This is a genomic window from Shewanella waksmanii, from assembly GCF_043643685.1.
Lineage (GTDB): Bacteria > Pseudomonadota > Gammaproteobacteria > Enterobacterales > Shewanellaceae > Shewanella > Shewanella waksmanii_A.
In genome coordinates this window covers 135,767-160,145 of record NZ_JBHZSN010000003.1, presented here as the reverse complement: position 1 = coordinate 160,145, position 24,379 = coordinate 135,767, and the positions used below count along the sequence as shown (strand labels likewise).

The following is a 24,379-nucleotide window of genomic DNA, read 5'->3' as shown; positions in this document are numbered from 1 at the left end:
TTATTATTGTTAAATGCGCGCTTTATGATTGCGGCTTATTGTGGTTTGGATTTGCTAATGAACATCCACATGATGTAAGACATGATCCCTATTGTGGCGAAAATCACAATCATCGACAGTAAACCAATGGCGTTACCAAACATTAAATCTAACCAAAATGCCATAGTGAAATCCTCTTTCGCAGATGTGTCAAAATTTGATATCCCTAAATTACCGCGATTGTTATCAAGTTTTGCTGATCTTGATCAATGATTGCTACGCAAATGGAGATTTTTGTGATTTTTGCCTTGTGAAGCAGCCGATACACTGGCAGGTTGGCGCGATCTAAACGTATTAGTTAATGATATGTCGCTGGAAAAATGCACGTTTGACACTAAAGCTAAGGTAAAAGGCTTGCGATATAAAAATCCAAAGGTATAATTCCGTTCACTTACTTAGCAGCGCATGCAAGTAAGGTCTATATGATTAAAGCCGGTGTGGTGGAATTGGTAGACACGACGGATTCAAAATCCGTTGCTTTCGAGCGTGACGGTTCAAGTCCGTCCACCGGTACCAATCAAAAAATACTCTTGATTAAGAGATGCGTTCAGAGTGAAACTCATCAAGAGATAATAACCTGCCTTTGAGCAGGTTTTTTTATGCCTTAATTTTGTCAACAAGGCTTCCGTTGTGCTAATACCCGCTAGATAGCCGTTGAGCGTTATACAGAGTTATGAGCCGTTAACAGTATGCTCTTTGCAGATCTTGTTTGTCTCATCTTCAGCCAGATCAATATTAAGTAAGCGACAAAAATAGCTATCGGTACGTTTTTGGTTATAAATACATGTCCGACATACGCCAAACGTATCCATGTTATTGGTTTTCAGCAGCGCACTGTTCAATGTGCTTAACGACTTTGATAGCGAAGATTGACTGTCTTTATCTAAACTCTCCAAAGCAGCAGTGAATGGTATTCCTGGTAACTCTTGTTTTATGAGTTTCTTGCCTTTTTGCGTCACCCATAATCTGACCGTACGTTTGTCGTTCTTGTCGGGAATTTTCTCAATAAAGCCTTTTGCTTCCAGCGATTTAATCGTTTGCGACACAGTACCTTTTGTTTGACCAAGGTAATCCACTACTGACATCAAGGTGTTAGAAAACTGGTTGCATGAAACAAGGTAATGAAGCACTTCAACCTGAACCGGTTGAAGACCGCATTTAGTCGCCACTTTTCTCAGGTGGGCTCGGGTAATTTCGCCCAATCTTTCGATGAGTTTGTATGTTTCGTATATATCCATAACAGAATGGTATCGACTAAAAACAATATTGACAAGGAAAATGTTTTGATCAAATATTTGTTTCGATTCGAAACTAAATGGTGATTTTAAATGATTAATTCAAGAAAACTTGTCATTCCTTGTTGGGTGACTGCGACATTCCTAGTTGGATGTGGCTCAGATAGTACAAAACAAACCGAGGTTGAAGTCCCTAACTCCGCTGATACAGTGTTGCCTGGAGAGGCATACGATGTGGGGGCATTTGAAATTAGCAATGCGCAGGTGAAATACGAAGCGGTTTTAGATGCCTATGTTTTTACCATTGAAACTAGCGAAGATGCCGGTTCAGTTGCACCAACTCCTGCAGGTCAAGTTGATGGTGCGCCAGTACTAGGGTACGTATTTGTCACTGATCTGCAGCCCGAAGATATTGGTTATGTTGGTGTTGAAGGGACTGTGGCCCTTGGTATAACAAGCCATCCTGACTTTGATGATACGCCGTTATGGGATGAAGATAATAACAGCGCCTATGATGACGATGGCATCGTGTATCACTCTCATTGGGTGGTACTTGAAGAAAATTCCTTAGCAGGTGAGGGGCTGGCTGTGGTGCAGGCTGGCGTTGATGATGTTTTGACGCCAACTTCCCCTATGGCAATGTATCTCGATTCACCGGGGTTCACCATTGTAGAGAAGGGGCGTGAAATCAGTGTGGTTGTGCCTGCCAATGCCGTCAAACGCAAGGCCAGTTTTATCTCAAGCGCCGTTACCGCATACCTTGAGGTGGCGATCATCGATCAAGCGCCGTTACTCAAAGTTGAACGTTTTTACAGTGAGCTAGACGCTCAGCTTGTGGTACAAAATAGCACCTTAGTACCGCCATCAAATTGGCCAAGTTTATCCACTGAAATGACAGCTGAGTCATTTCAACTTATGAATACTAGCGTTGATTATGTTGAAGAAATTGATTCCTTAGTGTTTTCAATGCAAACACTGGCACCTGCGGCCACCAGTACCGCTAAAGCAATTGGTGAAGTTAATGGTGCGCCAGTACTCGGTTATGTTTTCCCGACAAGTCTGGCACCGAGTGCAGTCGGGTTTAAAAACATTGATGACGGCATTCTAGCGCTTGCCGTGACTACCCATCCAGATTTTGATGACACCCCGCTATGGGATGAAAATGCTAATGGCGATTTCTTGGATGACGGCATGGTATACCACACTCACTGGGTTGCTTTAGTGCCTGATGCAGCATCAAAAGCCGGTCTATCCGTACCTTATATGTTGGATAAGGCCAACTTACCGCCAACCGCACCGATGCCAATGTACCTTGACTCGCCCAATTTCCATGCGTATGCAGCGGACAATACGCTGAGAGTCATTGTACCTACACAACGGGTAAACAATATCACTGCGTTTAACTTTGATGGTGTCACCGCTACGATGAATGTCGATGCCACAGGTGAAGGGCCGGTACTGAGAGTCAATGGTGTCATTGATGTACAGTCTGGCGATCTGAGTCTGCCATACACAGTGACTGATAAATTACTTGTCGACTTTTAATCATTGGTGTCAGTAACAGGAGAGCAAGATATGTCAGGGTTTAACGAAGTTATGCCGAGTTTAATCACCGCAACACCAGCGCAAGGTCGCGAGCTTGCAATTGTGATTGCACGAAAAACCATTGCAACGATGCAGCCTGATAGTGATGTCAGGCAACGCCTGAGACCCGCATATGCGGAGAATGTGGAAATACTCATTCATGCCGGACAAGTGGTTGCTACAGAATTTCAAACCATCGCACTGGCCAATAACTTTTGGAAATAACGAGGAGTGACACCATGCAAATTCATGTATACGACACCCATGTGAAAACAGCAGAGGGAAAGTACCTCCACTTTGATGTACTCGTGGATGACAAAAATGTATCCGATGTGGGCCACTTTGTTGAGCGCTATTTGCAAACCAAAGGGATCGTGGCGGCCAGCGTGGCTTCAGCTTCCTGTCAGTTTTGTCATAGCGAAGCGGCCAACTCGGAAGTTCAACAGTCTATTCAAACTCATGGTCATTATATTTTGCCCATAAGCGGATGCTAAAGAGGGAAGAATAATGAACATTTTAACCAAATCAAGGTTAGTCGCGGCGTATGCGCTAAGCGTATCGCTAATTCTTAACTTGGCTGTCGCACATGACGGCACATTGGGGGGAGCCAATGCTGGCGATTGTGCCGTCACCGATGACAATGGTCAGCAGCAGGTTGTTAGCGCTGACAATCAAGCAGAATTAAAGCGCTTCTTTGTTGGCCCTAATGGTTGTGAGGTGACAGGCTTTGCCATTACACCGGACTACACGACGGTATTTGCTAACATTCAACATCCTAAAAACTGGCCTTATTCTGCACTAGCGACAGAGCAGACTCCTGAGGGGATGTCAGTGCGCCCTCGTGCAGCGACGGTGGTGATTCGTAAAGATGATGGTGCCGAAGTCGGAGTTTAACTTACTGTTGTAAGCATGTATTAACAATCCCCTTGCTCTGTTGAGCAAGGGGATTTTTTATAACCATTAATCATGCTGTTGTATGGCAGTGCTTTACCCTTAACTTTGCAATATTTTTAACGGTAAGCCCAACATGTCGTCACCGGTGCCGGCAAAGTACCAGATGATCCCCACAAGTGCGCCAACTGTCAGTAGATACCATACAGCAGAAAATAGCTGGCCATAGCGATCCAGTGGTAACAGGTGGCTTTGGTGGCGAGTCTTCCATTCGAACATGATCTCTAAGCTACCGATAAGTAATAGGAAGCCCAGCAGCGCAAGACCAAGAGTGTAGCTAATGAACACCCCAATTGCGGCACCCGCTATACAAGCGACGAGTCCGAGCATGCTGTTCATCGAAAAGCTAATGCTCTTTAAGATATGGCCACCGTCTAATGGCAAAATAGGTAGCAGGTTAAACAGGTTGAGCAGTGCGTTAAACGTCGCTAATCCTGCGAAAAAGATATTGCCAGTGAACCAATAGGCAAATAGGGCGGCGATTGACATGAACAAGCCAAATGTTGGCCCCATGATGGAAATAACCACATCTTGCCAACGTGTATTAATTTTCTCATCGCTGAGCGCTAGGCCGCCCATAAATGGAATAAGATAAATGCCTTTGGTTTTCATGCCGAAGTACTTCATGGCTCGAATATGGCCATACTCGTGAAAAACCAGACAAGCGATCAACGCCAATGCAAATTGAAAAGAAAACAACCATGAATACGCTGCAACGCTGGCTCCAGCTAACACGACTTTAATGACTTTCGCACTTTTGAATAGTTTAAGCCCTAATGAGGCTAAACCAATGAGGCTAAATTGACGCTTAGCTTCAACTGGTTTTACCGGGATTTGGCGTTCAATGTCCTTAGTGTCACGTTGACCTTGAGTCAGCAGATTATCGTTTTGCAGCAATTGATATTTCAGTAAGAAGGGTTGCCATTGCAAATCTATCTCTAAACGTATGGTGATGGATTGAGGCTGCATAGCGGGGATTGGTGAGTCCGCGAGCTGGTTTGCTGCTTGCTCGTGATCCACTTGGGGTTGGACGCTGAGAGTAAACTCATGCATGCGCTGTCCTTGATAGTCGGCAGAAGCGGGGATAACTGAGACTAAATCATCTCCCCAAAAAAGTTGTTGCCAACCAGCCATCGAGCCCTCTAGACGCAACGGCTTACCTAAACAGTTGATATGTAATAATTCCACTAAAAATTCTCAAATTGACCACAGGGATATAGGGGCAGATTATGCCGATTGGTATTATGCCCGTTATGTGCAGATAAAGAAAAGGGCAGCGATATTGCTGCCCCAAGCTCTTGCTGAAAACGCGCAGTGTTTAGCGTGAACTATAATCAAACTTAATCTCTTGCCCTTCATTAAATGCGATGCAGGGACCATGTTCGCGCTGAGTTTTCACAAATGCTTGGCCAATATGTAATTCAACGTTGGCAAAGATGTGCTTTTTGGCTTCGATGCGGTAGTTTTGATAGTAGGCTTTAACTTCCTTTTCAAGCTCATTGAACTCAGCTTCTTCGCGGGCGCGCTCTTCGGTAATGCGACGCTTTTGATCTAGCATGGCTTTGACTTGTTCTACCATCATCTCATCGTTTTGCCATTCAGCTTTTGGCGGCAGCTTTTTCAATTGCGCTTCTATATTGAGCTTGGCGACAACCATGGATTTGACACTTTCATCGAGCTGTTTGAGTTGTTGTTTCAAGCCACTTTGCTTCATGGCACAAAATATCTCAGTTTTAGTGCCCGCTGTTGCGCCAATAATCACCGCGCTCACGCCTTTATCTGTGTTGGCTACGCCGCCAACAAGATCGCCGCGACGACCATTGGCATCACTGACAATGAGTTTCTCTTGGGTAGTTGTGTTGCTATGCAAGAGCTGCTTAGTGACGACAATGTCTCGCACAGCAGTTAGGTTAGAATACTGCACAAACTGCGCCGCTATCTGACCTTTCGCTTCTAGTGTAGTTGAGAGAGTGTTATCTTTTTGCTGACGACCGATTACCCCTTTACTGACAGTAATATCGCCAGCTGCGTGAAGCTTCGCTGAGTCGACAAATCCCATCACGGTAATATCGCCAGTGCTTTTGACCACCATGCCCTCATGGACATCGCCAGTGATCATGATGCTGCCCTTAAAATCGACGTTGCCATAACCGACATCTACATCTTTAATCTGCAATACGTCATCAACCTGCATGCCGGTTTTGGTTTCTACAGGCTGACCTGCAACCGTTGCGATTAATACATTCTCATCAGATTCTAATAGTGCGCAGCCATCGCCAGCGCTCATCTTTAAATCTTTACCTGCCGTCGGTTGTAGCGTTGTCCCATGGACATCATAACCAGGCGTTCCTGGGGTCGCAGGGGTTTTAACCATCAGCACATCATTGGGCTTGACCATAATGATGTCACCTAGGTTACGCATATCGACCGTACCATCTTCTCGTTGCTGAGGCTGAAGTAGACGTTCACGTGCAAGTGAGACTTTGCGGGTTAATTCGGCATTGGTGCCATTGATAGCGGGTTTGCCATTGGCAATGGTTTCAGTGCAGCTTTGGCCTGGTTCCAAATTTGGAATTTGCCCAAGCAGCGCTTGAATTTTAAGTTTGCTAAGCCCCATTGAGATGTTAGCGGCTTTCAATGCTTTAAGCACCGCTGGCAAGGTCACTTGCTCACCACCCCATGCGGCTGAAACGGTCATTTGAGCATGCATTTTATCATCATCGACGTTGAGGGTAATTTCACCGTCGCGGCGTTCGGCAATTTCAAAAAACAGTTCAAACTGGCCATCATCTTGGCCAACGAGTTGGTTCACTTTGATGACCGCTTGATCGATAACATTTTTGCGTGGAAAAAATTGCTCAAAACCGGGTAGCTGCAATAGTTCCTCTATTGCGGTGACTGTTAACGGGCCATGGGAATTTGGGGTAACTTTAAATTCCACTAGGCTGCTGTCAGCACTTAATTCAATTAACTCTGGATCCAGCATAGTCGCTTCCGAAAAAGGTAAATTATCGTTATTAGTTATTATTTTGTCAGTTCGAGTATAACAGCATAAACTTTGACCTATGAAGTGATTTTTGACGCCAATTTGTAAGCAACTTCAAGCTTTGCATTGCTATTGGCATATAATAATAAGGCGGACACTCGGTCCGCTTTATTGGTTAGTTATTTTATTGTGTAGCAAAAGGTTAGCTGCAACTAGCCACTGTTTTTATTTGCATAGACTTTGTATTTGTTATTTTCTGCAGTCACATTCACCTGGCCGAAATGACTGGCAATGGCGTCGCTGTAGGGTAAATGGCGGTTGGCGACAAGATGTAGCTCTCCGCCCGTACGCAGTTGTTGCTTGCTATCACTGACAAACTGAGTCGCAATATTGGTGGTGCTAACAAGCCCGTCGTGAAAAGGTGGATTTGAAATAATGGCGTCAAATTTACCTTGGCATTGGCTTAATCCATCTGAAGCATAGACCTTGGCGCTAAGACCGTTTTCGGCCAACGTGATTTGGCACGACGCTAACGCCATGGCATTGATATCAACGCACTCTAAGCTTAACTGCGGTTGTGCTTTAAGTAGTGCTGCTGCAAGCACGCCAGCGCCGCAGCCGAAATCTAACACTCTGCCATTGAGTGTCGGCAGGTTAGCGAGTAATAATGCTGTGCCCGCATCTAAGCGTTTCTCGCTAAATACGCCAACTAAGTTGCAAATCGTTAGCGGCCCTTGTGGCGTGTCCAATTGATATCGCGTTAGCCAGTCTTGTAGGTCTATCTCAGGCGCTGCTGCAATCAGCTCTGCAGTAAATAAAATACAATGTCGTGCATTATCTTGTTTAAATGCCGGCGAAAAATAGCTCGGTAACTGCTTGGGGATAGAGCGCACGCCGCCTTTGTTTTCACCAACAATAAGCAGTTGACCACCCGCTTTTAAGTGACGCGCTGCTAAGTTAACTAAGTAACCTGTTAACGGTTTTGCTTTTGGGTAGTAAATGATCACCGTATCAAATAGCTGTTGTTGTGCTAATTGATGGCCAAAGTGACATGTTAGTTGAGCACAACGATGGGGCTCTAGTTGCAGATAGTGGTGATAGTCTAATGCCAAAGTGGTGACTTGGCTCGCCTCACTAAGTATTGATTTTGCAAAAGTATCGGACTCATGATTGAGAATAAGTACCGTTTGCCCTTCAAGCAAATGGCTATTTTTTTCCAGTAATAAAGAGGGATTAGAAAGCACGGAAGATCACTATTGAGTCAGAATTTAGGGCGATTATAGCGTAAATCGAATACTTGGCTGAAGCATTTTTCTGCTACAGATAACAGCCATCAAGCAATGATGGCTGTGTGGGCTAAAACGGTTTTTTATGGTGAAAGACGCTTGAATTCGCCTTGTCTTGCATCTGTTGTCACTCACCTTGCAGTAGCTAGCTTTAGTTAGAAGACTGTGTCGTTGCAGCCTGTTCGTCAGCGTTTGCCGAGCTGTTTTTAGGCGCTTTTTGTGGCGCTTTTTGTTGCATAGCACTCGCCTGCTGAGCCGTTTGTTCAAGTTGGTTGCTTCCTGCTTTTGGCTGCTTTGCTGCGGATGCTAGCCCATGCTCTGCAGCGCCATCGGCTGGCAAGGGCGTGGGTGTTTGCTCTTGTGGCTGCTTAATTTGATCATTCAATGCTTCGGTATCAGGTTGACTTGGTGAGTCTTGCTCTGATGGGCTCTTATTTTCTGACTCTGCTGCTGAGTCGTCACTCATTGGCGCCTCATTTGTTGAGTCAGAGCTTGCAGAGTCAGTCGTTAAGCTTTCATCTTGGTGGATGGCTCGAATGATTTGGTCGGCGGCTGACACTTCTGCTTTGGGTTTCGCATCGGCTTTTTTACCAGGTTTAGGTAAAAGGCTGATAATTTTGTTGGCGATGTCGGTATTGTCTTGGTAACCAGAAAACAGCTTAGCTGCAGGGCCATTGGCAAATACTTGTACATCAACGCCAGTATGCCCGCCAGTCGTCCAGCCAGTATTAGTTCGAATATCGATGAGCTGCTTGATTGCGGTTTCTAGCACCGCTTCTCCTTGCATACGCGCGCGGTCAAGTTGCTGCATCTCTTGCTGATTAATGTCAAATCCCAGCTGTGCGGTTAGTTCTGTCTGCCACTGATTTGAGGCTAAGCTATTGGCTGCAATATCCTGAGGCGATGCAGTGATATTTTTAAGGTATTTGGGGTGCCATTCATAACTATCGTTGGCGGCAATCGTCATCCCGCCCGTGCTATGGTCGGCTGTCACCACCATCAAGGTATCAGAATGTTGGCGGACATATTGCTCGACAACTTCGATGGCGTTGGCAAACTCATGCATCTCCATCATTGCAGTGGCAATGTCATTGTTGTGGCCAGCCCAGTCGATCAGGCTGCCTTCGACTAACAGCACAAATCCTTGAGGATGCTGTGATAACTGTTGCAGGGCAACTTGAGTTAACTTGCTGAGGTGATTGCTGTCTGGTTCATTAATTGCCCATGGCAGTTGTACGTCTGCAAATAGCCCTAACACTTTACCGGGTTGAATCGTTTCTAATTGGTCAAATTCGGTCAAGTATTGGTAACCGCGTTGCTGAAACTGTTCAACCAGAGATGCTGGAAAGTAGCGTTGACCACCGCCTAAAATGACATCGGCATCGGTGGTTAAATAGTCTTGAGCGATCGCTTCATAATTACGGCGACTTTCGTTGTGTACCAAAAATGCAGCGGGTGTGGCGTGGTTAACTTGAGAGGTCACCGCCACGCCAATTGCCATTCCCGCTTTTTTGGCTTGCTGCATTAATGTCGGGATAGGCTGTTTTTCTAAATCAACGGATATCGCGCCATTATAAGTTTTAACACCGGTAGCCAGCGCGGTGGCCGCTGCTGCCGAATCGGTAACATAGCCACTTTCTCTTGCTGGATAAGTGCTTGCATTGCCTACCAATAAACGATCAAAAACCGTTTGCTCAATCTCTTGCGTATCAGGATTGTCCCGATAGTAGCGATAAGCACTGGTGTAAGCTGGCCCCATTCCGTCGCCGACCATGATAATAATATTTTTCGGTACAGCTGGGGTTTTGCTTGTTGGCTCATTGGCAAAACTGCTGCTGGTAAAGCAACAAAGCAAAACGGTCATTAATGTGGTTGGCAGCTTAGCAAGCATTAAAAAGCTCCTGTTTATTATTGTTTGATTCGCGTTTCAATCGCATCCATCAGCATGCCAGTAATATCGACATCATAGGCCGCTTCAATCTCTTTAATACATGTTGGGCTGGTGACATTAATTTCGGTGAGTTTGTCACCGATAACATCTAAGCCGACAAATATTAATCCGCGTTTTTTCAATTCAGGTCCAATAGCGCGAGCGATTGCCCAGTCTGAATCTGATAATGGTTGCGCAACGCCTCTGCCGCCGGCCGCTAAATTACCGCGGGTTTCACCTTTTTGAGGGATTCTAGCTAAGGAGTAGGGGACAGGCTCGCCATCGACCACTAATATGCGTTTATCACCGGCTGTGATATCAGGGATAAAGGCTTGTGCCATGGCATATTGTTGGCCGTGCTGGGTCAATGTTTCGATTATCACCCCTAAGTTAGGGTCTTTAGCTTTAACACGGAAAATAGAGCTACCGCCCATGCCATCTAAAGGCTTAAGAATGATATCTCCTTTGGCTTGGTAAAAATCGCGGATGCGTTTTTCATCGCGTGTCACGATAGTTTCTGGAGTGAACTCAGCAAACCACGCGGTAAACAGTTTCTCGTTAGCGTCGCGTAGGCTCTGTGGTTTGTTGACGATTAAGGTACCGGCTTCTTCTGCGCGTTCTAACATGTAGGTTGCGTAGACAAACTCAGTGTCAAATGGCGGGTCCTTACGCATTAAAATGACATCGAGGTCACTCAATGGCGTATCAACGCTTTCCCCAAGCTGGTACCAGTTGTCAGCGTTATCGATGACGCTGAGCGGACGCATGGTTGCCTTTGCTTGGCCATTGACCATGGCTAGGTCGCCCATCTCCATGTAAAATAGTTGATAACCGCGTGACTGTGCTGCTAGCAACATAGCGAAACTTGAATCTTTTTTGATATTGATGTCACTGATGGGGTCCATCACGATGCCAAGTTTGATCATAATCTAATCCTTTTCCAATCGCCTTGGATCACCCAAGGTCGCCAAATTTGAGTTGCAAGGCACTGATCGTAGTAAGTGCTGCTGTTTCGGTTCGCAATACACGAGGGCCGAGTTGAATTTCTGTAAATTGGTGTTGCTCTGTCATGGTGATTTCATCGGCAGATAATCCACCTTCTGGACCGATCAATAAGCGCGCTTTACCATTGGGTAAACTCAGTCCGTTGACGCCATAACTGGCTCTAGGGTGAAGGTTGAGTTTCACTGCGTCGGTCGGTTCTTCACACCATTGCTGAAGTTGCATGGCCGGTCTAACAGTCGGTATCACGCTGCGGCCCGATTGCTCACAAGCACTGATGACAATCTTTTGCCATTGCTGAATCTTTTTTTCTAAACGTTCGCCAGATAGCTTTACGCCACAACGTTCTGAAAATAAAGGAGTTATAGTGTTAACTCCAAGCTCAACTGATTTTTGAATGGTAAAATCCATTCTATCGCCTCGGGAGATCACTTGGCCTAAATGTAAGTTCAGCGGTGATTCACTGTCGTTGGCGGTTGCAGATAAGACCTGGACTTCAACATTTTTCTTACTGGCACTGATGATATCGCAAAGGTAATCATGACCATCACCGTTAAATAATCGCAGTTGCTCACCGGGTGACATTCTTAGCACGCGGCCAACATGGCCTGCCGCTTCAGCGTCTAACATCAGCGATGTACCTATGCTAATGGTACTTTGTTGATAAATTCTAGGCACTCTCATGGTGTTAATCCGCTATTTGATTATTCAATGTTGCCGTGCGACATTGCTGCTGCACAAATGGGTTGTGGTTGCCCTGTTTGGCGGCAATCTTGTTGTCGCGCTGACACTCAATAGTATCAACAGGATAGCTCTTGTCCCAAGCTTTAAACAGTTTTAATTGGCTATTTGATATGGCAAGACCATAGGTTTGCTGCATATACAAATAGGTGCGGGCGATTTGGCCGCGACTGGCAGCAGGAGGTTGCACTTTGCGGCCTTTAAAATCTACCGTCATCTGACACGCGCCATATTGTTCAGGCTTGGCGTTCCATTGGCTAAAGCGATAGTTACTGCGGTCGCCATTTACCTCGCCGATGGCTGGAACCAGGTTATGTAAATCTGCTTCCATTTTTTTGAACTGACTATCGGTCTTAGCGCAATGCTTCCGCCCACCTTGCTGCCAACATTGACGTTGATGACCGAGTTCCCATGCTGGGACGACATGCTCCCACTCAATACGCTGTGCGCGCTTTTGTTGTTTGCGTACTTGATAGCCACAGCTGGCTAAATCAGGTATCCACTTTTTACCTTGGATATCAATGTAGCATCCACAGTAAAAACTTTGGTGAGGTAAGCTGTCAGCATAGATCGACTTCGCGATCCGCTTGGCTTGATTAAAGCTTGTTGGATGGTGAGCATCACTTGCCCATGAAAGGCTGCCCACAAATAGCCCAAGGCCAGCGATTATGGCCCATACCGCAGATTTCAAACTGATATTCCTACAGACAAAAATTCAATAAGTACTGGTCGATTGCCAGCTTTGGCAGGGATTCTACGTGATAGCCGATGTTGCTGGCAATAGCTTACGTGCAGGCGCTTTGCAAAGCAGGACTTATCGGTGCGTCTAGTGCAAATGCTTTGCTCTGATGACGGTTGATAGGTGAGTTTTCTCGGCTTTATAAGATACTAAAGCCGGTTATGCTGTGGCGGTGTGGGCATAGCTTTTAGCTGTGTTTTACATCGGCGGCATTGGTATTGTGTTTGGCCACGCACTATTTTGTTATGGCGTCTTACGCTTAACAGTACTGGGCCGCACAGGCACTGGTAGGGATATTGTTTACCCACCACGGAGTCGATATTAAGTTGATGGGTGGTACTCGGCGTTAGCCCAAATATATTGATCATCAGACTTTGCCACTCTTTTCCGTGGGGTTTGACGCGACCATAGAGGCGATAAGCGATGAGGTGACAAACTTCATGGGCAACGACATGGTTGAGGAACTCTTGTAGATTCTCTTTTAACAATATCGGATTAAAGCGCAGTTTGTTTTCTTGTAGATGGGCTGTGCCTGCACTCTTGCCTCTGAGAGTAAACATCACCTTTGGTCTTGGTAGTGAGCGACCCAGTGCAGTTTCTGCAATTTGGTAGCATGAGGCTACCTGGGCGAGAACTTGCTGCTGCGGCGCGGATAGCTGTTGGCTATCCGCTTGTGGTTGGGCTTGAGTCGCCTGTGTCATTGGCTTAAATATGTTGAGCAAATCGTCAATTAACCGCTAAACGTCTGGGTGTGGTGATTATAAGGTGGTTGCTGCAGCTTCTACCATGGCTTTTACCTGATTGACGATATTCATCTCAGTTTCTGCCTCATAAGCGCTCACTCTCGGTGTGTGGATGTGCCCCACCGGAATTTGGCTATTGAATTGCTGTTGTAATAGCACTGCGCGGTAGGATATTTCGTTAGAAAGGTATCCGCCACCAGAGCCTTCAACTGAGGTTTCGTTGTTTAACTCTACTAGTGAGTTAGGCTGAATCTCACCGCGGGCGAGCGTGGTGACTTTATGATTATCAATGACTTGCCATGGCCCTTTAGCCGACTGCATTGCAGCAACAGGTAAAGAAAACTCCACAAATTCAGGCCCGTTGAGGGTGCCACCATTAAAGCTAGGTGGATGGGGCTGGTTTTTCGTCGCGCCAGTGTAATGATTGAGATTGTCGGGAGCATCGGCACTGCGGTTACGCCCAGGAAAACGCTCTAGGTCGAAATCATCTCGTCCCATACTCACAGTCACAATCATATCCACGCTATTGTCGCGATAGACCGGCGTTAACAGTGATTCAATCATGCCTTGGTCAAAGTCGGCAAAGCGCACAGGGATCATCACAGTTTCAATTTGTGCTTTACGGCCGTTAACAGTAAAAGTGTGGCCATCGAGCGCTAGTGCCGTTAAGCCTGAAGGATTGCTTTGGTCTATGTTGCGGTCGAGGAAAAATGGATCAAATCCAGTGAGTAAAATTTTAATCTCGCTGTCGTCAGCAAAATGGATATTGCTAAACCCACGGGAGGCTTTTTCGACGGCATTGACGGCAACTTGGGTTTGCCAGTCAGCCATACTGAATTGTGGGCTTTGTTGCTTCAGTTGCTGGCGCATCATTAAGCGCCCCCAATAAAGCGGTCGATCATCCTGTCCGCCGGATTGCACATCCCTTACCGCTTGCTGCCATAAACGCTCACCTTGGCGAGCGACCATTTTAGTGAGTTTAAGCTCATCGGTCTGTTGCTGATATTGTTCAGTCAATGATGCAACCAATGCTTCGTAGCGGTTAACCACCTGAGGCATTTTGGCGACAGCGGTGTCTATTCGACGTTCTTCCACATCGAGGGTATTGGGCGTCGCCATTGCAGACATGGCAATGCCTTGTGCCATGATAGCGGTAATAGTCAGCGGCAATTTGGCCATTTTAGCCATAACATGATCCCTTGTAATGAGCAGGATGGTTCATGAATATTGCCTTTTTTCTGACAGATTTGCACCCCATTTTATCAGTTTGTCTTAAAAGGGCTTTGCTACAATAGTCAGGTCTTATCGGTACGGTTTTAAGCTGAAAATAGGAGAGTTTTTAGGTGAAGGTAGCAGCTTGGTTATCAGGATTATTAGTGGCGTTTTCTGCTGTATTTGGCTTAGGAGCTGCAGAGCTTAATTATAGCAGCGAGCTTGAAAAGGTATTTACTGATCGCCAAGCGAGCGGTGTCGTGGTGTTGTTTGATGAGCAGCAATCAGCTTGGCTAACAAATGATCTACAACGGGCGTTAAAGCCCTATATCCCAGCATCAACCTTTAAAGTGCCTCATAGTTTGCTGCTATTGGAAAATGAGGTGGTCAAAGACCATCACAGCCAGTTTGCTTGGGATGGGGTTAAACATGGGTATAGCAGCTGGAATCAAGATCATAGTTTTGCTTCTGCGCTGCGCTATTCCGTGGTGCCAATTTATCAGCAATTAGCGAGAGAATTAGGCCCAGAGCGTATGGCTGCCGGCGTTAACCTGTTGAATTACGGCAATCGTGACATTTCTGGCGAAATTGACAGCTTTTGGTTGCAAGGTGAGCTGGCTATTACTGCTGTGGAGCAAATAGACTTTCTGCGCGCGCTATATCATCAAACATTACCACTAAGCCTGCGTAGCCAAGCGATTGTAAAACAGATGATGCTGCTACCAGGTGAAGGCAATGGCACTTGGTTTGGTAAAACGGGTTACGCCACTAGGCCGCAGCAAAAGGTTGGTTGGTTTGTCGGTTGGTATCAGCTGCCAAACCGGGTGATCTTTTTTGCTTTGAATATGGATGTTGATGACCCGCATCTATTACCGCTGCGGCAAAAGTTAGTTAAACAAGCGCTGCAACAGCGAATATCAGCGTTGTAAATACACAGGTTACATCATCAGTGATTGTAATGATTCTTGACTGCTAAAGCGTTTAGTAAAGAAGTCGAGAAATACACTGATGTTAGTTGCTAGTTGGCGCCGGCTGGAATATACCCCATAGACTTTAAATGCTTCAATCGGCCACTCCTGCAGTAAGGGGACTAATGCGCCACTAGCTAACTCATTCTTGCAAACTGAGTGGGATAGCATGGCAATGCCAAAATCGTCTAACACGAGTTGTTTAACCATCACTGCACTATTCACCCGCACCTTACGCTTAAAGCTGGCCATGGTTTTATGGGAGCCTTTACCCACTGGCCAAATAGGTGCAGAGCGCGAGGTGCCAAGTAAAATACCGCTGTGCTCTGCAAGATCTTGTGGTGTGGCAGGCGTGCCATGGGTTTTCAAGTAACTTGGGCTAGCGACTAATATGGGCTGGCGTTCAAATAGCAGACGGGCAACCAGATCCGAAGATTGCAAAGGACCGTATTTAATTGCGATGTCATAACCTTCTCCCACAAGGCCAACATCGCTGTCGGTAAACTGCACATCTAATTCGACTTTAGGGTAGAGACGCATAAAGCTGCTGCAGAGGTTCGCAATAAGCTCCTGGCTAAATGACACCGGAATGGCAATACGCAATGAGCCTGATACGTCATTGTGGGTATTTTCAATGGTGGCTTTGGCGGCTTCTATTTCATCACTAATACTGTTGCAATGCTGATAAAACAATGCGCCCACTTGAGTGAGACTCAGGTTGCGAGTATCACGCTGTAATAGGCGTACGCCAAGCTGCTCTTCTAGCTGAGCAACTTTACGACTTATTGTTGATTTTGGCATGCCAGTTTCGCGGGCGGCTTGAGAGAAACCTTTAGCTCTTACCACTGCTGCAAATAGCATCATACCGTTTAAATCAGGCATCTTTACTGTACTGTCTCAAAAATGGAACAAAGCGTCTACAGCAGTTTAATAGCATTTGACCGCAATACAAAGTTATATTTATTGGCTAAAAATTTTAGAGGCTAAGCAGAGGATCAATTTAATGACCAGCACAAATCAGCCCGCTGACACGACTCAGGCTCAAACTGCCGATCCGCTTTTCTTACAAGCTGAACATCTGGCACAGGATTTTTCTCTGTTTCCTGAACACAGTAAACAGAGTCTTTCAGAAGAAATTAAAGGTCTTCTTAGTGACGATGCTATTCAAGCGAATCTAAAAGAGCTTGAGCAGTTAGATGTCGACGGATACGTTGCCAAAGTTATCCAACCTACCCAAGATAAAAATCGCGCTGGCGCTAAACGCGTTATCGCAGACCTCAAAGGCAAGCTTATTGCCGAAAACCACATGGGGCCGTTTTATAGTGCCGAGATTGAACTGAATTTTGGATCTCGCACCCGCCGCATTGGTTTTGTTGCTCAAGAGCGTTCAACCAATAATGGTGCGTGGATGCCTGAGCATCATTTAGCAGCTTGTACCGCGATTCGTCATTTTGCCGAATTGTCTATGCCAATTGTTTACCTTATCGATACTCCAGGTGCGGACGCTGGCGAACTTGCTAATAGCCAAAACCAAGCACACTCGATTTCGAAAGCGATTGCAGAAAGTGCTAACGTTGATGTGCCAACTGTGGGTATCGTCATCGGTGCTGGTTATTCTGGTGGTGCGATTCCATTAGCTGCGGCGAACATTTTGTTATCGCTACGCGATGGTATTTTCAACACCATTCAACCGCAAGGTCTGCAAAGCATTGCTCGCAAGTACAATCTATCTTGGCAAGAGTGTGCGAAGTCGGTTGGGGTTTCGCCTGAAGAGCTATATACCTCTGGCTGTATCGACGGTATTATCGATTTCTCGCCGTCAGACAGGGATGAGCGCCAGCATAACTTACGCCGCGCTATCATCAGCAGTATTGAAGCGGTAGAGCAAGCTGCTGTGCAGTTTGTGCGTGAGTCTAAAGATTTGCGTGAGCACTATGACCGCAGTCTTAATCGCTTTTTAGAGCCGTCTAAAAACCTAGCAGCGCTTGAGCATCACGCCGAGCTATCGGTTGCCAATAACCCAACAATGCACTTGAACCTGTTTGGTAGCTCATATCGCTATTTGCGTTACCTAACATTACGAAGCCGCATTCATTCTATCTCGCAAGATCAGTATGGTCGTTTGTCGAAAGTCAGTGTGCCAGAGGGGGACTTGCTTGCGCGTATCCAACAAGAGCAAGACAAGGTATTCCAGTCTTGGTTATCGACGCCTGATAAGTTGGTTTACGATGAGGAACTGAACAAGCTTTGGGGTAACTTTACCTCTAAGCGTGATGATATCTCTACCGAACGTAATATGCTGACTCGTTTGATTTTGGGTGAGCCAAAAGAGAACTATAAGAAAGCACGCAAGGCGTTACTGTTTAACATCGGTTGGTCGTTGTATCACCGCTGGAAAGGCAATGCAGAGAATAACTTTAAAGGTTTGATTCAATATCTTGAAACCTTGCCAGCAGAAGTGACTCAAGCAGATTGGCCTGAGCTAAACAAGCTGACAGTGTTAGATGTGATTGTTCACGATGAACTACGTGAAGACTTTATCTGGCAATGTTACAACATTCTGATTTTCAACGCCCTGTATGACAATGTTGTAGGTAATCTAGCATCGATTGCAAAAGAAGCCATGATGTCAAAGAGCTTGTCTCGTGCATCAGTTGATAACCTGTTACATGACTCGATTGACCGTGCGATTTCTAAGCAAGATACTGCAAACGATAAGAGTAAGTTCTACAAGTGGCTGAAGTATTTCATGGATCAGTCAAACCGTGCAGAACTACTGACCAAAACAGAGCAGTGGAAGAGTGTCGGTTTCCCACAGTTGAATGATAGTTTGTTCGTAATTCTTACTTACTTCTTTGAGCGTCTACTTCCTGAGTACTTCGCGAGTGAAGAAGAGAAAGGCGAGTATACTGGAGCCATTAACCCTGTGCGTATTGGTCGTCGTAAAGACTTCTGGAACCGCCTGACAATGGGTTACCAAGATCTGCTTATTCAGAAAGTGCTGCGTGATGAAAAGCGCGCTGGCAAAATGGGCTGGGAAAATGTTATCGCCAAATTCTTCACTGAATTTGACGAAATCAATGGCGACAAGATGTCAGCTAACTTGCTTAATTTCCCAGGTTTCCGTTTATCAATAGAAGATGCATTAGACAAAGGCATTCGCCCTTGTGGTCTTATTACTGGTACCGCAGACTTTGACCACAATGGTCAGAAAATTAAGGTGGGTGTTGCTGTTTCAAATACCGCGTTCCAAGCCGGTGCATTTGACATGGCCAGTGCCGAGAAATTCAGTGCGCTATTAATTGAGTGTGCTAAGCGTAAGCTACCGGTGATCTGTTTTATCAGCTCCGGTGGTATGCAGACTAAAGAAGGTGCGGCTGCACTGTTCTCTATGGCTGTGGTAAATGACCGTATTACACGCTTTATCCGTGATAACGAGCTACCAGTACTGATGTTTGGTTACGGCGATTGTACCGGTGGTGCGCAAGCGAGTTTTGTGACTCACCCACTAGTACAAACCTATTACCTGTCGGGTACTAACATGCCATTTGCTGGCCAAATGGTGGTACCTGCATATCTGCCATCGACATCGACATTGTCGAACTACCTATCAAAAGTGCCAGGTGCGATGAATGCACTGGTGACTAACCCGTTTAGTACCACGATTGATGACCAGCTAAGCAGCATAGATCCATTGATGCCTAAACCAACAGCGCAGATTGAAGATGTGATTGGTAATGCGCTATCTACTTTGGTGCCAGAAATGATGGTTGCTGAAGAAGAGCTGGTACAGGACGATCCTCGTGCCTTGATGAAGCCAATTAACAAGGTGCTAGTCCATGCTCGTGGTTGTACTGCAGTTAAGCTTATCCGTAAGGCTCACGACAACAACATTAATGTTGTATTAGTGGCATCAGATCCAGATATGACTTCTGTGCCAGCGGATATGCTTAAAGACGACGACAAGCTAGTTTGTATTGGTGGTAACACTTCGGATGAAAGTTACCTCAATGCATACTCAGTGTTGAAAGTTGCTGAGTATGAGCAAGTTGATGCATTGCACCCCGGTATCGGCTTCTTATCTGAAAGCCCACAGTTTGCGGCATTGTGTGTCAACAATGGCGTTAACTTTGTTGGCCCAAGTGTCCACAGTATGACTACTATGGGTAACAAGTCGAACGCGATTAAGACATCACAGGCACAAAATGTACCTGTGGTACCAGGTAGCCACGGTATCTTAAGCAATGCTGAGCAGGCGGTTAACGTTGCGAATGAAATTGGCTACCCAGTGCTGCTTAAAGCCGTACAAGGTGGTGGCGGTAAAGGTATTCAGGTAGTAGAGCGTCCAGAAGATATGATCGCGCTATTCCAGAAAACCTCTACAGAAGCAGCTGCTGCATTTGGTAATGGTGACTTATACCTAGAGAAGTATGTGACCTCTCTGCGTCATATCGAAGTTCAACTACTTCGCGATAAGTTTGGCAATACTAAGGTACTAGGCCTACGTGACTGCTCAGTACAGCGTAACAACCAAAAAGTGGTTGAAGAGTCTGGTTCGACTATGTTGCCAGATGAGCTGAAACAGCAGGTGATGGAATATACCCGTGCATTGGGTGATGCGACCGATTATATGGGCGCAGGTACTGTCGAGTTCATCTATAACTTAGATGCCAATGAAGTTTACTTCATGGAAATGAATACTCGACTACAGGTAGAGCACCCAGTAACGGAAGCCACTTCAGGTATTGATATTGTCAGCGCAGGCTTTGATATTGCGGCAGGTCGTTCGATTGAAGATCTAGAGCCTCAAGAGATTGGTTACGCTATCGAAGTGCGTGTTACCGCTGAGAAAGCAGCGCTTGATAGCAATGGTGTGCTACAACTATTGCCACATCCAGGCAAGATCACTGAATGTGTGATGCCTGAGCGTGATGATATTGAGATTATCTCGATTGCTGGCCAAGACAAAGAAGTATCGCCTTACTATGATAGCTTGATTGCGCAGATCATCTGCCGCGGTGAAAGCCGTGAAGATGTCATCAATAAACTGCATGACTACTTAGCGAATAGCGTCGTCATTAAAGGTATTGCAACTAACATTCCGTTGCTGACTCGTATCTTGAAAGATGGCACCTTCAACGAAGGTGTGTACGACACTAACTATTTACCACGCTTTATGGCAGAACTTGATATCCCTGAGTTGATTGCTGAAATGGAAGCGGCGGCAGAAACCGAAGGCGTTGATACTGAATCATTACGTGTAGGTGAAAGTAATGAACTGAAAGTTCTAGCTCAAGGCGCAGGTATCTTCTATACCTCTCCAGCACCTGGTGAAGCGGACTTTGTCAAAGAAGGTGACATTGTTACTGTAGATCAGACTTTAGCGCTTACAGAAGCGATGAAGATGTTCTCGCAGGTCACGCTTGCAGGCTTCAACCGTAAGGATGCAGTGCTTTATCCTGAAGACAAGCAATACCGTATTGAGCGAATTCTTAATGGTAACGGTCAACAGGTTTCACAAGGTGAGTTATTGTTTGTAGTATCGCCAGTGTAACCTCAGTTCATTAAGCTAAATCAAACAAAAACACCCATCATTTGATGGGTGTTTTTTTATGCTTAATACGCTTTGGCAACATAATAAATCGAATTTAAGAAAGTTACTTATTACAACTTAGTCTGTTTGTTCTATCTTGATATAGATTCCTAGTACCATTAATCACAACAGCGCACAAAACAAGTAAAATCATCATTGCCATAGCAAATTTGGATGGTGAGTAAATATTATAAATATACATAGGATTATACTCAGTCCACTTTCTAATAAGCCTTTCTATGATTGAAGCTATATTGAGTAATATAGAGGCGCTATAAATGAGCACTATAGCTATTTCGTTACTCGTCAGTTTATAGAACTTTGCCGATTTCTTTGCAAATCTACTCACTATTGGAATGTTGAGCTTGGCTATCACCTCTGCGGATTCTTGTCGTTTCAATATAAGCAATATTGTCAGCAAGTCATAAAAGCTAATGAAAACATAAAAAAATGTGCCCCATGTAATAATGTTATTAATGAGTAGCACATCTAGGGTTTTCAGTAGAATTAAAGTCCCCGTTAGCCATCGAATATTTGGTGACTGGACACTAACGGCAAAAGCGATAAACATCGCTATCCATTCGAGGCGATCAAACAGTAATTGATACTCTTGCATGTTCTGCAACGTTGCTCTTATTTTCTCCATTGCTTTCATGGCTATTCGCTAGGAGCGTTTGACGGGAATATACATGGGAGCTTTGGCTATTTATGGTAGGTGGTGGCTGATGAAGCCCCCCAGCAGGTCGAGCGTTAACTTCGACTATTTCTTCTTCACTTTTTGTTTCTACGGCAGCACTAGTATTACTTTGAACTAGGGGCAACGGACTCGTTATGTTCATCTTGGACCTCCTTGTTTAGTGACTCTACATTATGCTGGCCGATAGCTTTTCTAGGCAGCAGGTTATTTGGGTTAAGGCCAACAACAACACATAATTTGATAAACTGTGACAGTTTTGGCTCTGAAATCCCGTCTTCCCAGTTATAGATAGTTTGTCGACTACAACCCATTTTCTGGGCTAATTCACTGACACTGTATCCCTGTGTTAGGCGAAGTGATTTAACAATTTCGGGTGTATTAAGCATCAAAGTTCCTTTTTAACTGCTATTTAATAGCATTACGAGAAACATCCTTATTCTCAATGAGTGAGCTCTTTATTTTTATCACTTGTTGATAAATTAGTCTAATTTTTTTGACAGGGAATAAGTTAATGTAACTGACGGCTTAACTTGTGCGTATAGATAAATAACAAGCCAGACTAACTGGCATTCACTATCATTAGTGACCACAAGTTTCGTTTATTGGTGAGCGCAGGGTACTGACTAATAGACATTGAAATTTGCCCATAGAGCAAGTGTTGTAAAAGCCCAAGTAACGTCGAGCAGGCCAGGGTTCCGGTGTTTCATTAACCGCAGCAGGGTGATATTCAAATGCGGTAACATACGCAACTTCATCATTACTCGATATCTCCACTAAAGGTATCGAGTAATGATGGTATTTTATTGGGTTTGAGACGACTTCTCCTCGCCTATTTATCTCTCTTATTCTTTTATTCACCTCACTTGTGTTATTTAAGTCACAGGGTTTATCTTTACCTGTTTTTGCCGTTGCTGACATGCAGGTATGCCCCAAGCTATCTTGTCCCCATTGAGTGAGTACACCGCTGACTTCGGCAATGCTGTAGTTCGCTATCTGGACGTTATGTCTTGGTACCATTTTCACGGGGCCGCTGAATCCACTAGGCGCATTAGGTAGCAAAATCGTGCAAAACTTATCAGTTTCTTCTATGACGTAAACCCATTGCAAACTATCATCAAGATTAGTAAAAAGCCCGGCTGTGTAACTGGCGGTAGATTTATCACCCAGCAAGCCGCGACCAATTGCTTTAATGGCTTGATAAAGCGGTATTTTGGCCAGCGTGGCTTGTTCAGTGTTGCTCAATAATTCACGTATGATGCGGTTATGCATTAGTAGCCCAATAATAGCGGCTGCTAGCAATAACGCTATACATGCAAGCGCTAGTGGTGCTTGGGCAATGATCTCGCCATGACTTGGCACTAAGCTAGTCAATGGTGTCGATAGGGTGATCATCAGATCTGCTATCTCTTGTGCGACGAGATAGAATAATAAAAGTGGCATTAGAACCAGTAGGCCACTGGAGAGTTGGTTTTTAAGCTTTACAAATAACGTCGTCATAGCGGTATTACTGTGAAAATCAATACCGCTATTGTATTTGTTATTAACCGATAACTAAGTTAATACCTATTTGATTAATTAATAGGTTATAGGGTTAATTTCGTAAAGGGTGGTCATCTGGTAGCTGGCGGGAGATCCATAAAATCAATTTATGCTTCATGTTGGGCCCATCTTCTTTGTCGACGGCAAGCGGCTGAATTAACTTGTCTTGCACTAACAGGCGGTAGATACACTCGATCTTATCTTTAGGCGAAATGCCTTTATCGAAATCGGCAAAGCCTCTTTTTTTTGCGTACCCAACACCGATTTCCATTGCGAGCTTTAATAGTTGCGGATCATGCTTACCTTGCTTCATAACGTTTCCTCAATAAGTCGGAATTAGGCTGCGTCTCTGGAAGTAACATAGCAAATAACCTCAGTAAAACGCACCTTATGGCTCACAATAAAATGAATCGATAGCACTTTATGGTGGATACAGATGTTGATGTAAATCCTTAGACTGAAATTATACCAATCGGCATAAGAAAGTGATCTACTCAGAGCTATTTTTGGCAAACTAGTTCGAGACGAATAACTTAAGCAATAGTGGTTCTATTGGGAAGTTATTCAACGAAGAAGTAGACAGCCAAAAAAGCGCCCAAAGGGCGAGTTTTAGCGCTTCTGATACTGTGTAAACGAACTTGAACGTAGAGTAACTATGCCCTTCATTCGTTGTCTTGTCTCAGAAGCCCTAAACTCTCGCTGAGCGATCACATCTTTATGCCGATTGGTATTGCTAACCGAGCTAGATGGTTGCGATTATTCTGGGTGTTTGTAGACTGGCTATACCACTTTTTGCAAGGATGCTTTGGTTATGACTTCTCCACACTGGGCAATAATTGTTGCCACGGTTATTTTTCTGATGATTTGGTTTGGCGCAACTTTGACGTCACCGATGATGTTCGCAGGACCTGGTGCTCTGTACCATAAAGGCTTGAACATCACCGTGTTATCAGTTGTCCACTCGCCTCTAGTGGTATTTGGTTTATATTGGTTAATGCAATGGACGTTTCTTGGGGTGCACCCAGCGTGGGTGTTGGGTTTTTTTACCTGCTTGATTGTGGGTGGCTGTTATAAAATCGGCTATTACGATTTTACTTGGCTGACTAAAAACGGTTAACGGCATAAAATAAAAAG

The 24,379-nt window shown here is 45.1% G+C and carries 21 protein-coding genes, 1 tRNA gene and 2 pseudogenes; 8 read left to right on the top strand and 16 right to left on the bottom strand.

Annotated elements, in window-relative coordinates; genetic code table 11:
* Positions 1-35: 35 nt before the first annotated feature.
* A complete protein-coding gene (locus ACHUFW_RS05795) occupies positions 36-164 on the bottom strand; it encodes a DUF3149 domain-containing protein (RefSeq protein ID WP_179023395.1) in 129 nt (42 codons plus the stop codon).
* Positions 165-470: 306 nt separating this feature from the next.
* On the opposite strand from ACHUFW_RS05795, the gene ACHUFW_RS05790 reads away from it, so the two are divergent.
* Positions 471-555, top strand: a tRNA-Leu gene (locus ACHUFW_RS05790).
* 155 nt (positions 556-710) lie between these two features.
* On the opposite strand, the gene ACHUFW_RS05785 is transcribed toward ACHUFW_RS05790, so the two are convergent.
* Positions 711-1,277 (bottom strand): MarR family winged helix-turn-helix transcriptional regulator, encoded by a 567-nt coding sequence (locus ACHUFW_RS05785; RefSeq protein ID WP_394201370.1) that lies wholly within the window; start codon positions 1,275-1,277, stop codon positions 711-713.
* A 90-nt stretch (positions 1,278-1,367) separates the two neighbouring features.
* On the opposite strand from ACHUFW_RS05785, the gene ACHUFW_RS05780 reads away from it, so the two are divergent.
* From ACHUFW_RS05780 to ACHUFW_RS05765, 4 genes and pseudogenes are all read left to right on the top strand, one after another.
* Positions 1,368-2,819 (top strand): hypothetical protein, encoded by a 1,452-nt coding sequence (locus ACHUFW_RS05780; protein ID WP_394201368.1) that lies wholly within the window; start codon positions 1,368-1,370, stop codon positions 2,817-2,819.
* A gap of 30 nt (positions 2,820-2,849) precedes the next feature.
* Positions 2,850-3,083, top strand: coding sequence for a hexameric tyrosine-coordinated heme protein (locus tag ACHUFW_RS05775; protein WP_394201366.1), 234 nt, complete (start codon positions 2,850-2,852; stop codon positions 3,081-3,083).
* A gap of 14 nt (positions 3,084-3,097) precedes the next feature.
* Positions 3,098-3,352 (top strand): DUF2024 family protein, encoded by a 255-nt coding sequence (locus tag ACHUFW_RS05770; RefSeq protein WP_394201364.1) that lies wholly within the window; start codon positions 3,098-3,100, stop codon positions 3,350-3,352.
* Positions 3,353-3,444: 92 nt separating this feature from the next.
* Positions 3,445-3,752, top strand: a pseudogene (locus ACHUFW_RS05765) (alkaline phosphatase PhoX); the annotation flags it as partial.
* A gap of 99 nt (positions 3,753-3,851) precedes the next feature.
* On the opposite strand, the gene ACHUFW_RS05760 reads toward ACHUFW_RS05765, so the two are convergent.
* The 9 genes and pseudogenes from ACHUFW_RS05760 to ACHUFW_RS05720 all read right to left on the bottom strand — a co-directional run bounded on the left by ACHUFW_RS05760 (position 3,852) and on the right by ACHUFW_RS05720 (position 14,415).
* Positions 3,852-4,997, bottom strand: coding sequence for a site-2 protease family protein (locus ACHUFW_RS05760; protein WP_394201362.1), 1,146 nt, complete (start codon positions 4,995-4,997; stop codon positions 3,852-3,854).
* A 130-nt stretch (positions 4,998-5,127) separates the two neighbouring features.
* Positions 5,128-6,795: a DUF342 domain-containing protein gene (locus ACHUFW_RS05755; protein ID WP_394201361.1), complete on the bottom strand. Its 1,668-nt coding sequence runs from the start codon at positions 6,793-6,795 to the stop codon at positions 5,128-5,130.
* 212 nt (positions 6,796-7,007) lie between these two features.
* A complete protein-coding gene (locus ACHUFW_RS05750) occupies positions 7,008-8,039 on the bottom strand; it encodes a methyltransferase (protein WP_394201360.1) in 1,032 nt (343 codons plus the stop codon).
* Between the two features lie 628 nt (positions 8,040-8,667).
* Positions 8,668-9,945 (bottom strand): annotated as a pseudogene (locus ACHUFW_RS05745) (alkaline phosphatase); the annotation flags it as partial.
* Between the two features lie 44 nt (positions 9,946-9,989).
* Positions 9,990-10,937 carry a glutathione synthase gene (gshB, locus tag ACHUFW_RS05740; protein WP_394201359.1) on the bottom strand — a complete coding sequence of 316 codons (948 nt, stop codon included), beginning with the start codon at positions 10,935-10,937 and terminating at the stop codon, positions 9,990-9,992.
* 28 nt (positions 10,938-10,965) lie between these two features.
* Positions 10,966-11,697 carry a 16S rRNA (uracil(1498)-N(3))-methyltransferase gene (rsmE, locus tag ACHUFW_RS05735; RefSeq protein ID WP_394201357.1) on the bottom strand — a complete coding sequence of 244 codons (732 nt, stop codon included), beginning with the start codon at positions 11,695-11,697 and terminating at the stop codon, positions 10,966-10,968.
* A gap of 4 nt (positions 11,698-11,701) precedes the next feature.
* Positions 11,702-12,445 (bottom strand): endonuclease, encoded by a 744-nt coding sequence (locus ACHUFW_RS05730; RefSeq protein ID WP_394201355.1) that lies wholly within the window; start codon positions 12,443-12,445, stop codon positions 11,702-11,704.
* 197 nt (positions 12,446-12,642) lie between these two features.
* The gene (locus ACHUFW_RS05725) at positions 12,643-13,194 is read right to left on the bottom strand and encodes a SprT family zinc-dependent metalloprotease (RefSeq protein ID WP_394201353.1); all 552 of its coding nucleotides are present in this window, start codon (positions 13,192-13,194) and stop codon (positions 12,643-12,645) included.
* Between the two features lie 57 nt (positions 13,195-13,251).
* Positions 13,252-14,415 (bottom strand): hypothetical protein, encoded by a 1,164-nt coding sequence (locus ACHUFW_RS05720; RefSeq protein WP_394201711.1) that lies wholly within the window; start codon positions 14,413-14,415, stop codon positions 13,252-13,254.
* Positions 14,416-14,579: 164 nt separating this feature from the next.
* Here ACHUFW_RS05720 and blaOXA point away from each other — a divergent pair, with 164 nt between their 5' ends.
* Complete coding sequence (gene blaOXA, locus ACHUFW_RS05715) at positions 14,580-15,377, top strand: class D beta-lactamase (protein ID WP_394201351.1); 798 nt, start codon at positions 14,580-14,582, stop codon at positions 15,375-15,377.
* A gap of 9 nt (positions 15,378-15,386) precedes the next feature.
* Here blaOXA and ACHUFW_RS05710 read toward each other — a convergent pair whose 3' ends face one another.
* Positions 15,387-16,298, bottom strand: coding sequence for a LysR family transcriptional regulator (locus ACHUFW_RS05710; RefSeq protein WP_394201349.1), 912 nt, complete (start codon positions 16,296-16,298; stop codon positions 15,387-15,389).
* A 121-nt stretch (positions 16,299-16,419) separates the two neighbouring features.
* Here ACHUFW_RS05710 and ACHUFW_RS05705 point away from each other — a divergent pair, with 121 nt between their 5' ends.
* Positions 16,420-20,970 (top strand): ATP-binding protein, encoded by a 4,551-nt coding sequence (locus tag ACHUFW_RS05705; RefSeq protein ID WP_394201347.1) that lies wholly within the window; start codon positions 16,420-16,422, stop codon positions 20,968-20,970.
* Positions 20,971-21,073: 103 nt separating this feature from the next.
* Here ACHUFW_RS05705 and ACHUFW_RS05700 read toward each other — a convergent pair whose 3' ends face one another.
* The 4 genes from ACHUFW_RS05700 to ACHUFW_RS05685 all read right to left on the bottom strand — a co-directional run bounded on the left by ACHUFW_RS05700 (position 21,074) and on the right by ACHUFW_RS05685 (position 23,558).
* Entirely contained in the window at positions 21,074-21,664 is a 591-nt protein-coding gene (locus tag ACHUFW_RS05700; protein ID WP_394201346.1) for a hypothetical protein, read from the bottom strand.
* A gap of 146 nt (positions 21,665-21,810) precedes the next feature.
* Positions 21,811-22,092: a helix-turn-helix transcriptional regulator gene (locus ACHUFW_RS05695; protein ID WP_394201344.1), complete on the bottom strand. Its 282-nt coding sequence runs from the start codon at positions 22,090-22,092 to the stop codon at positions 21,811-21,813.
* Between the two features lie 193 nt (positions 22,093-22,285).
* A complete protein-coding gene (locus ACHUFW_RS05690) occupies positions 22,286-23,203 on the bottom strand; it encodes a hypothetical protein (protein WP_394201342.1) in 918 nt (305 codons plus the stop codon).
* Between the two features lie 94 nt (positions 23,204-23,297).
* Positions 23,298-23,558: a DUF5062 family protein gene (locus ACHUFW_RS05685; protein ID WP_394201341.1), complete on the bottom strand. Its 261-nt coding sequence runs from the start codon at positions 23,556-23,558 to the stop codon at positions 23,298-23,300.
* A gap of 498 nt (positions 23,559-24,056) precedes the next feature.
* Here ACHUFW_RS05685 and ACHUFW_RS05680 point away from each other — a divergent pair, with 498 nt between their 5' ends.
* On the top strand, positions 24,057-24,362 hold the full coding sequence (locus ACHUFW_RS05680) for a hypothetical protein (protein ID WP_394201339.1): 306 nt from the start codon (positions 24,057-24,059) through the stop codon (positions 24,360-24,362).
* Positions 24,363-24,379 lie beyond the last annotated feature (17 nt).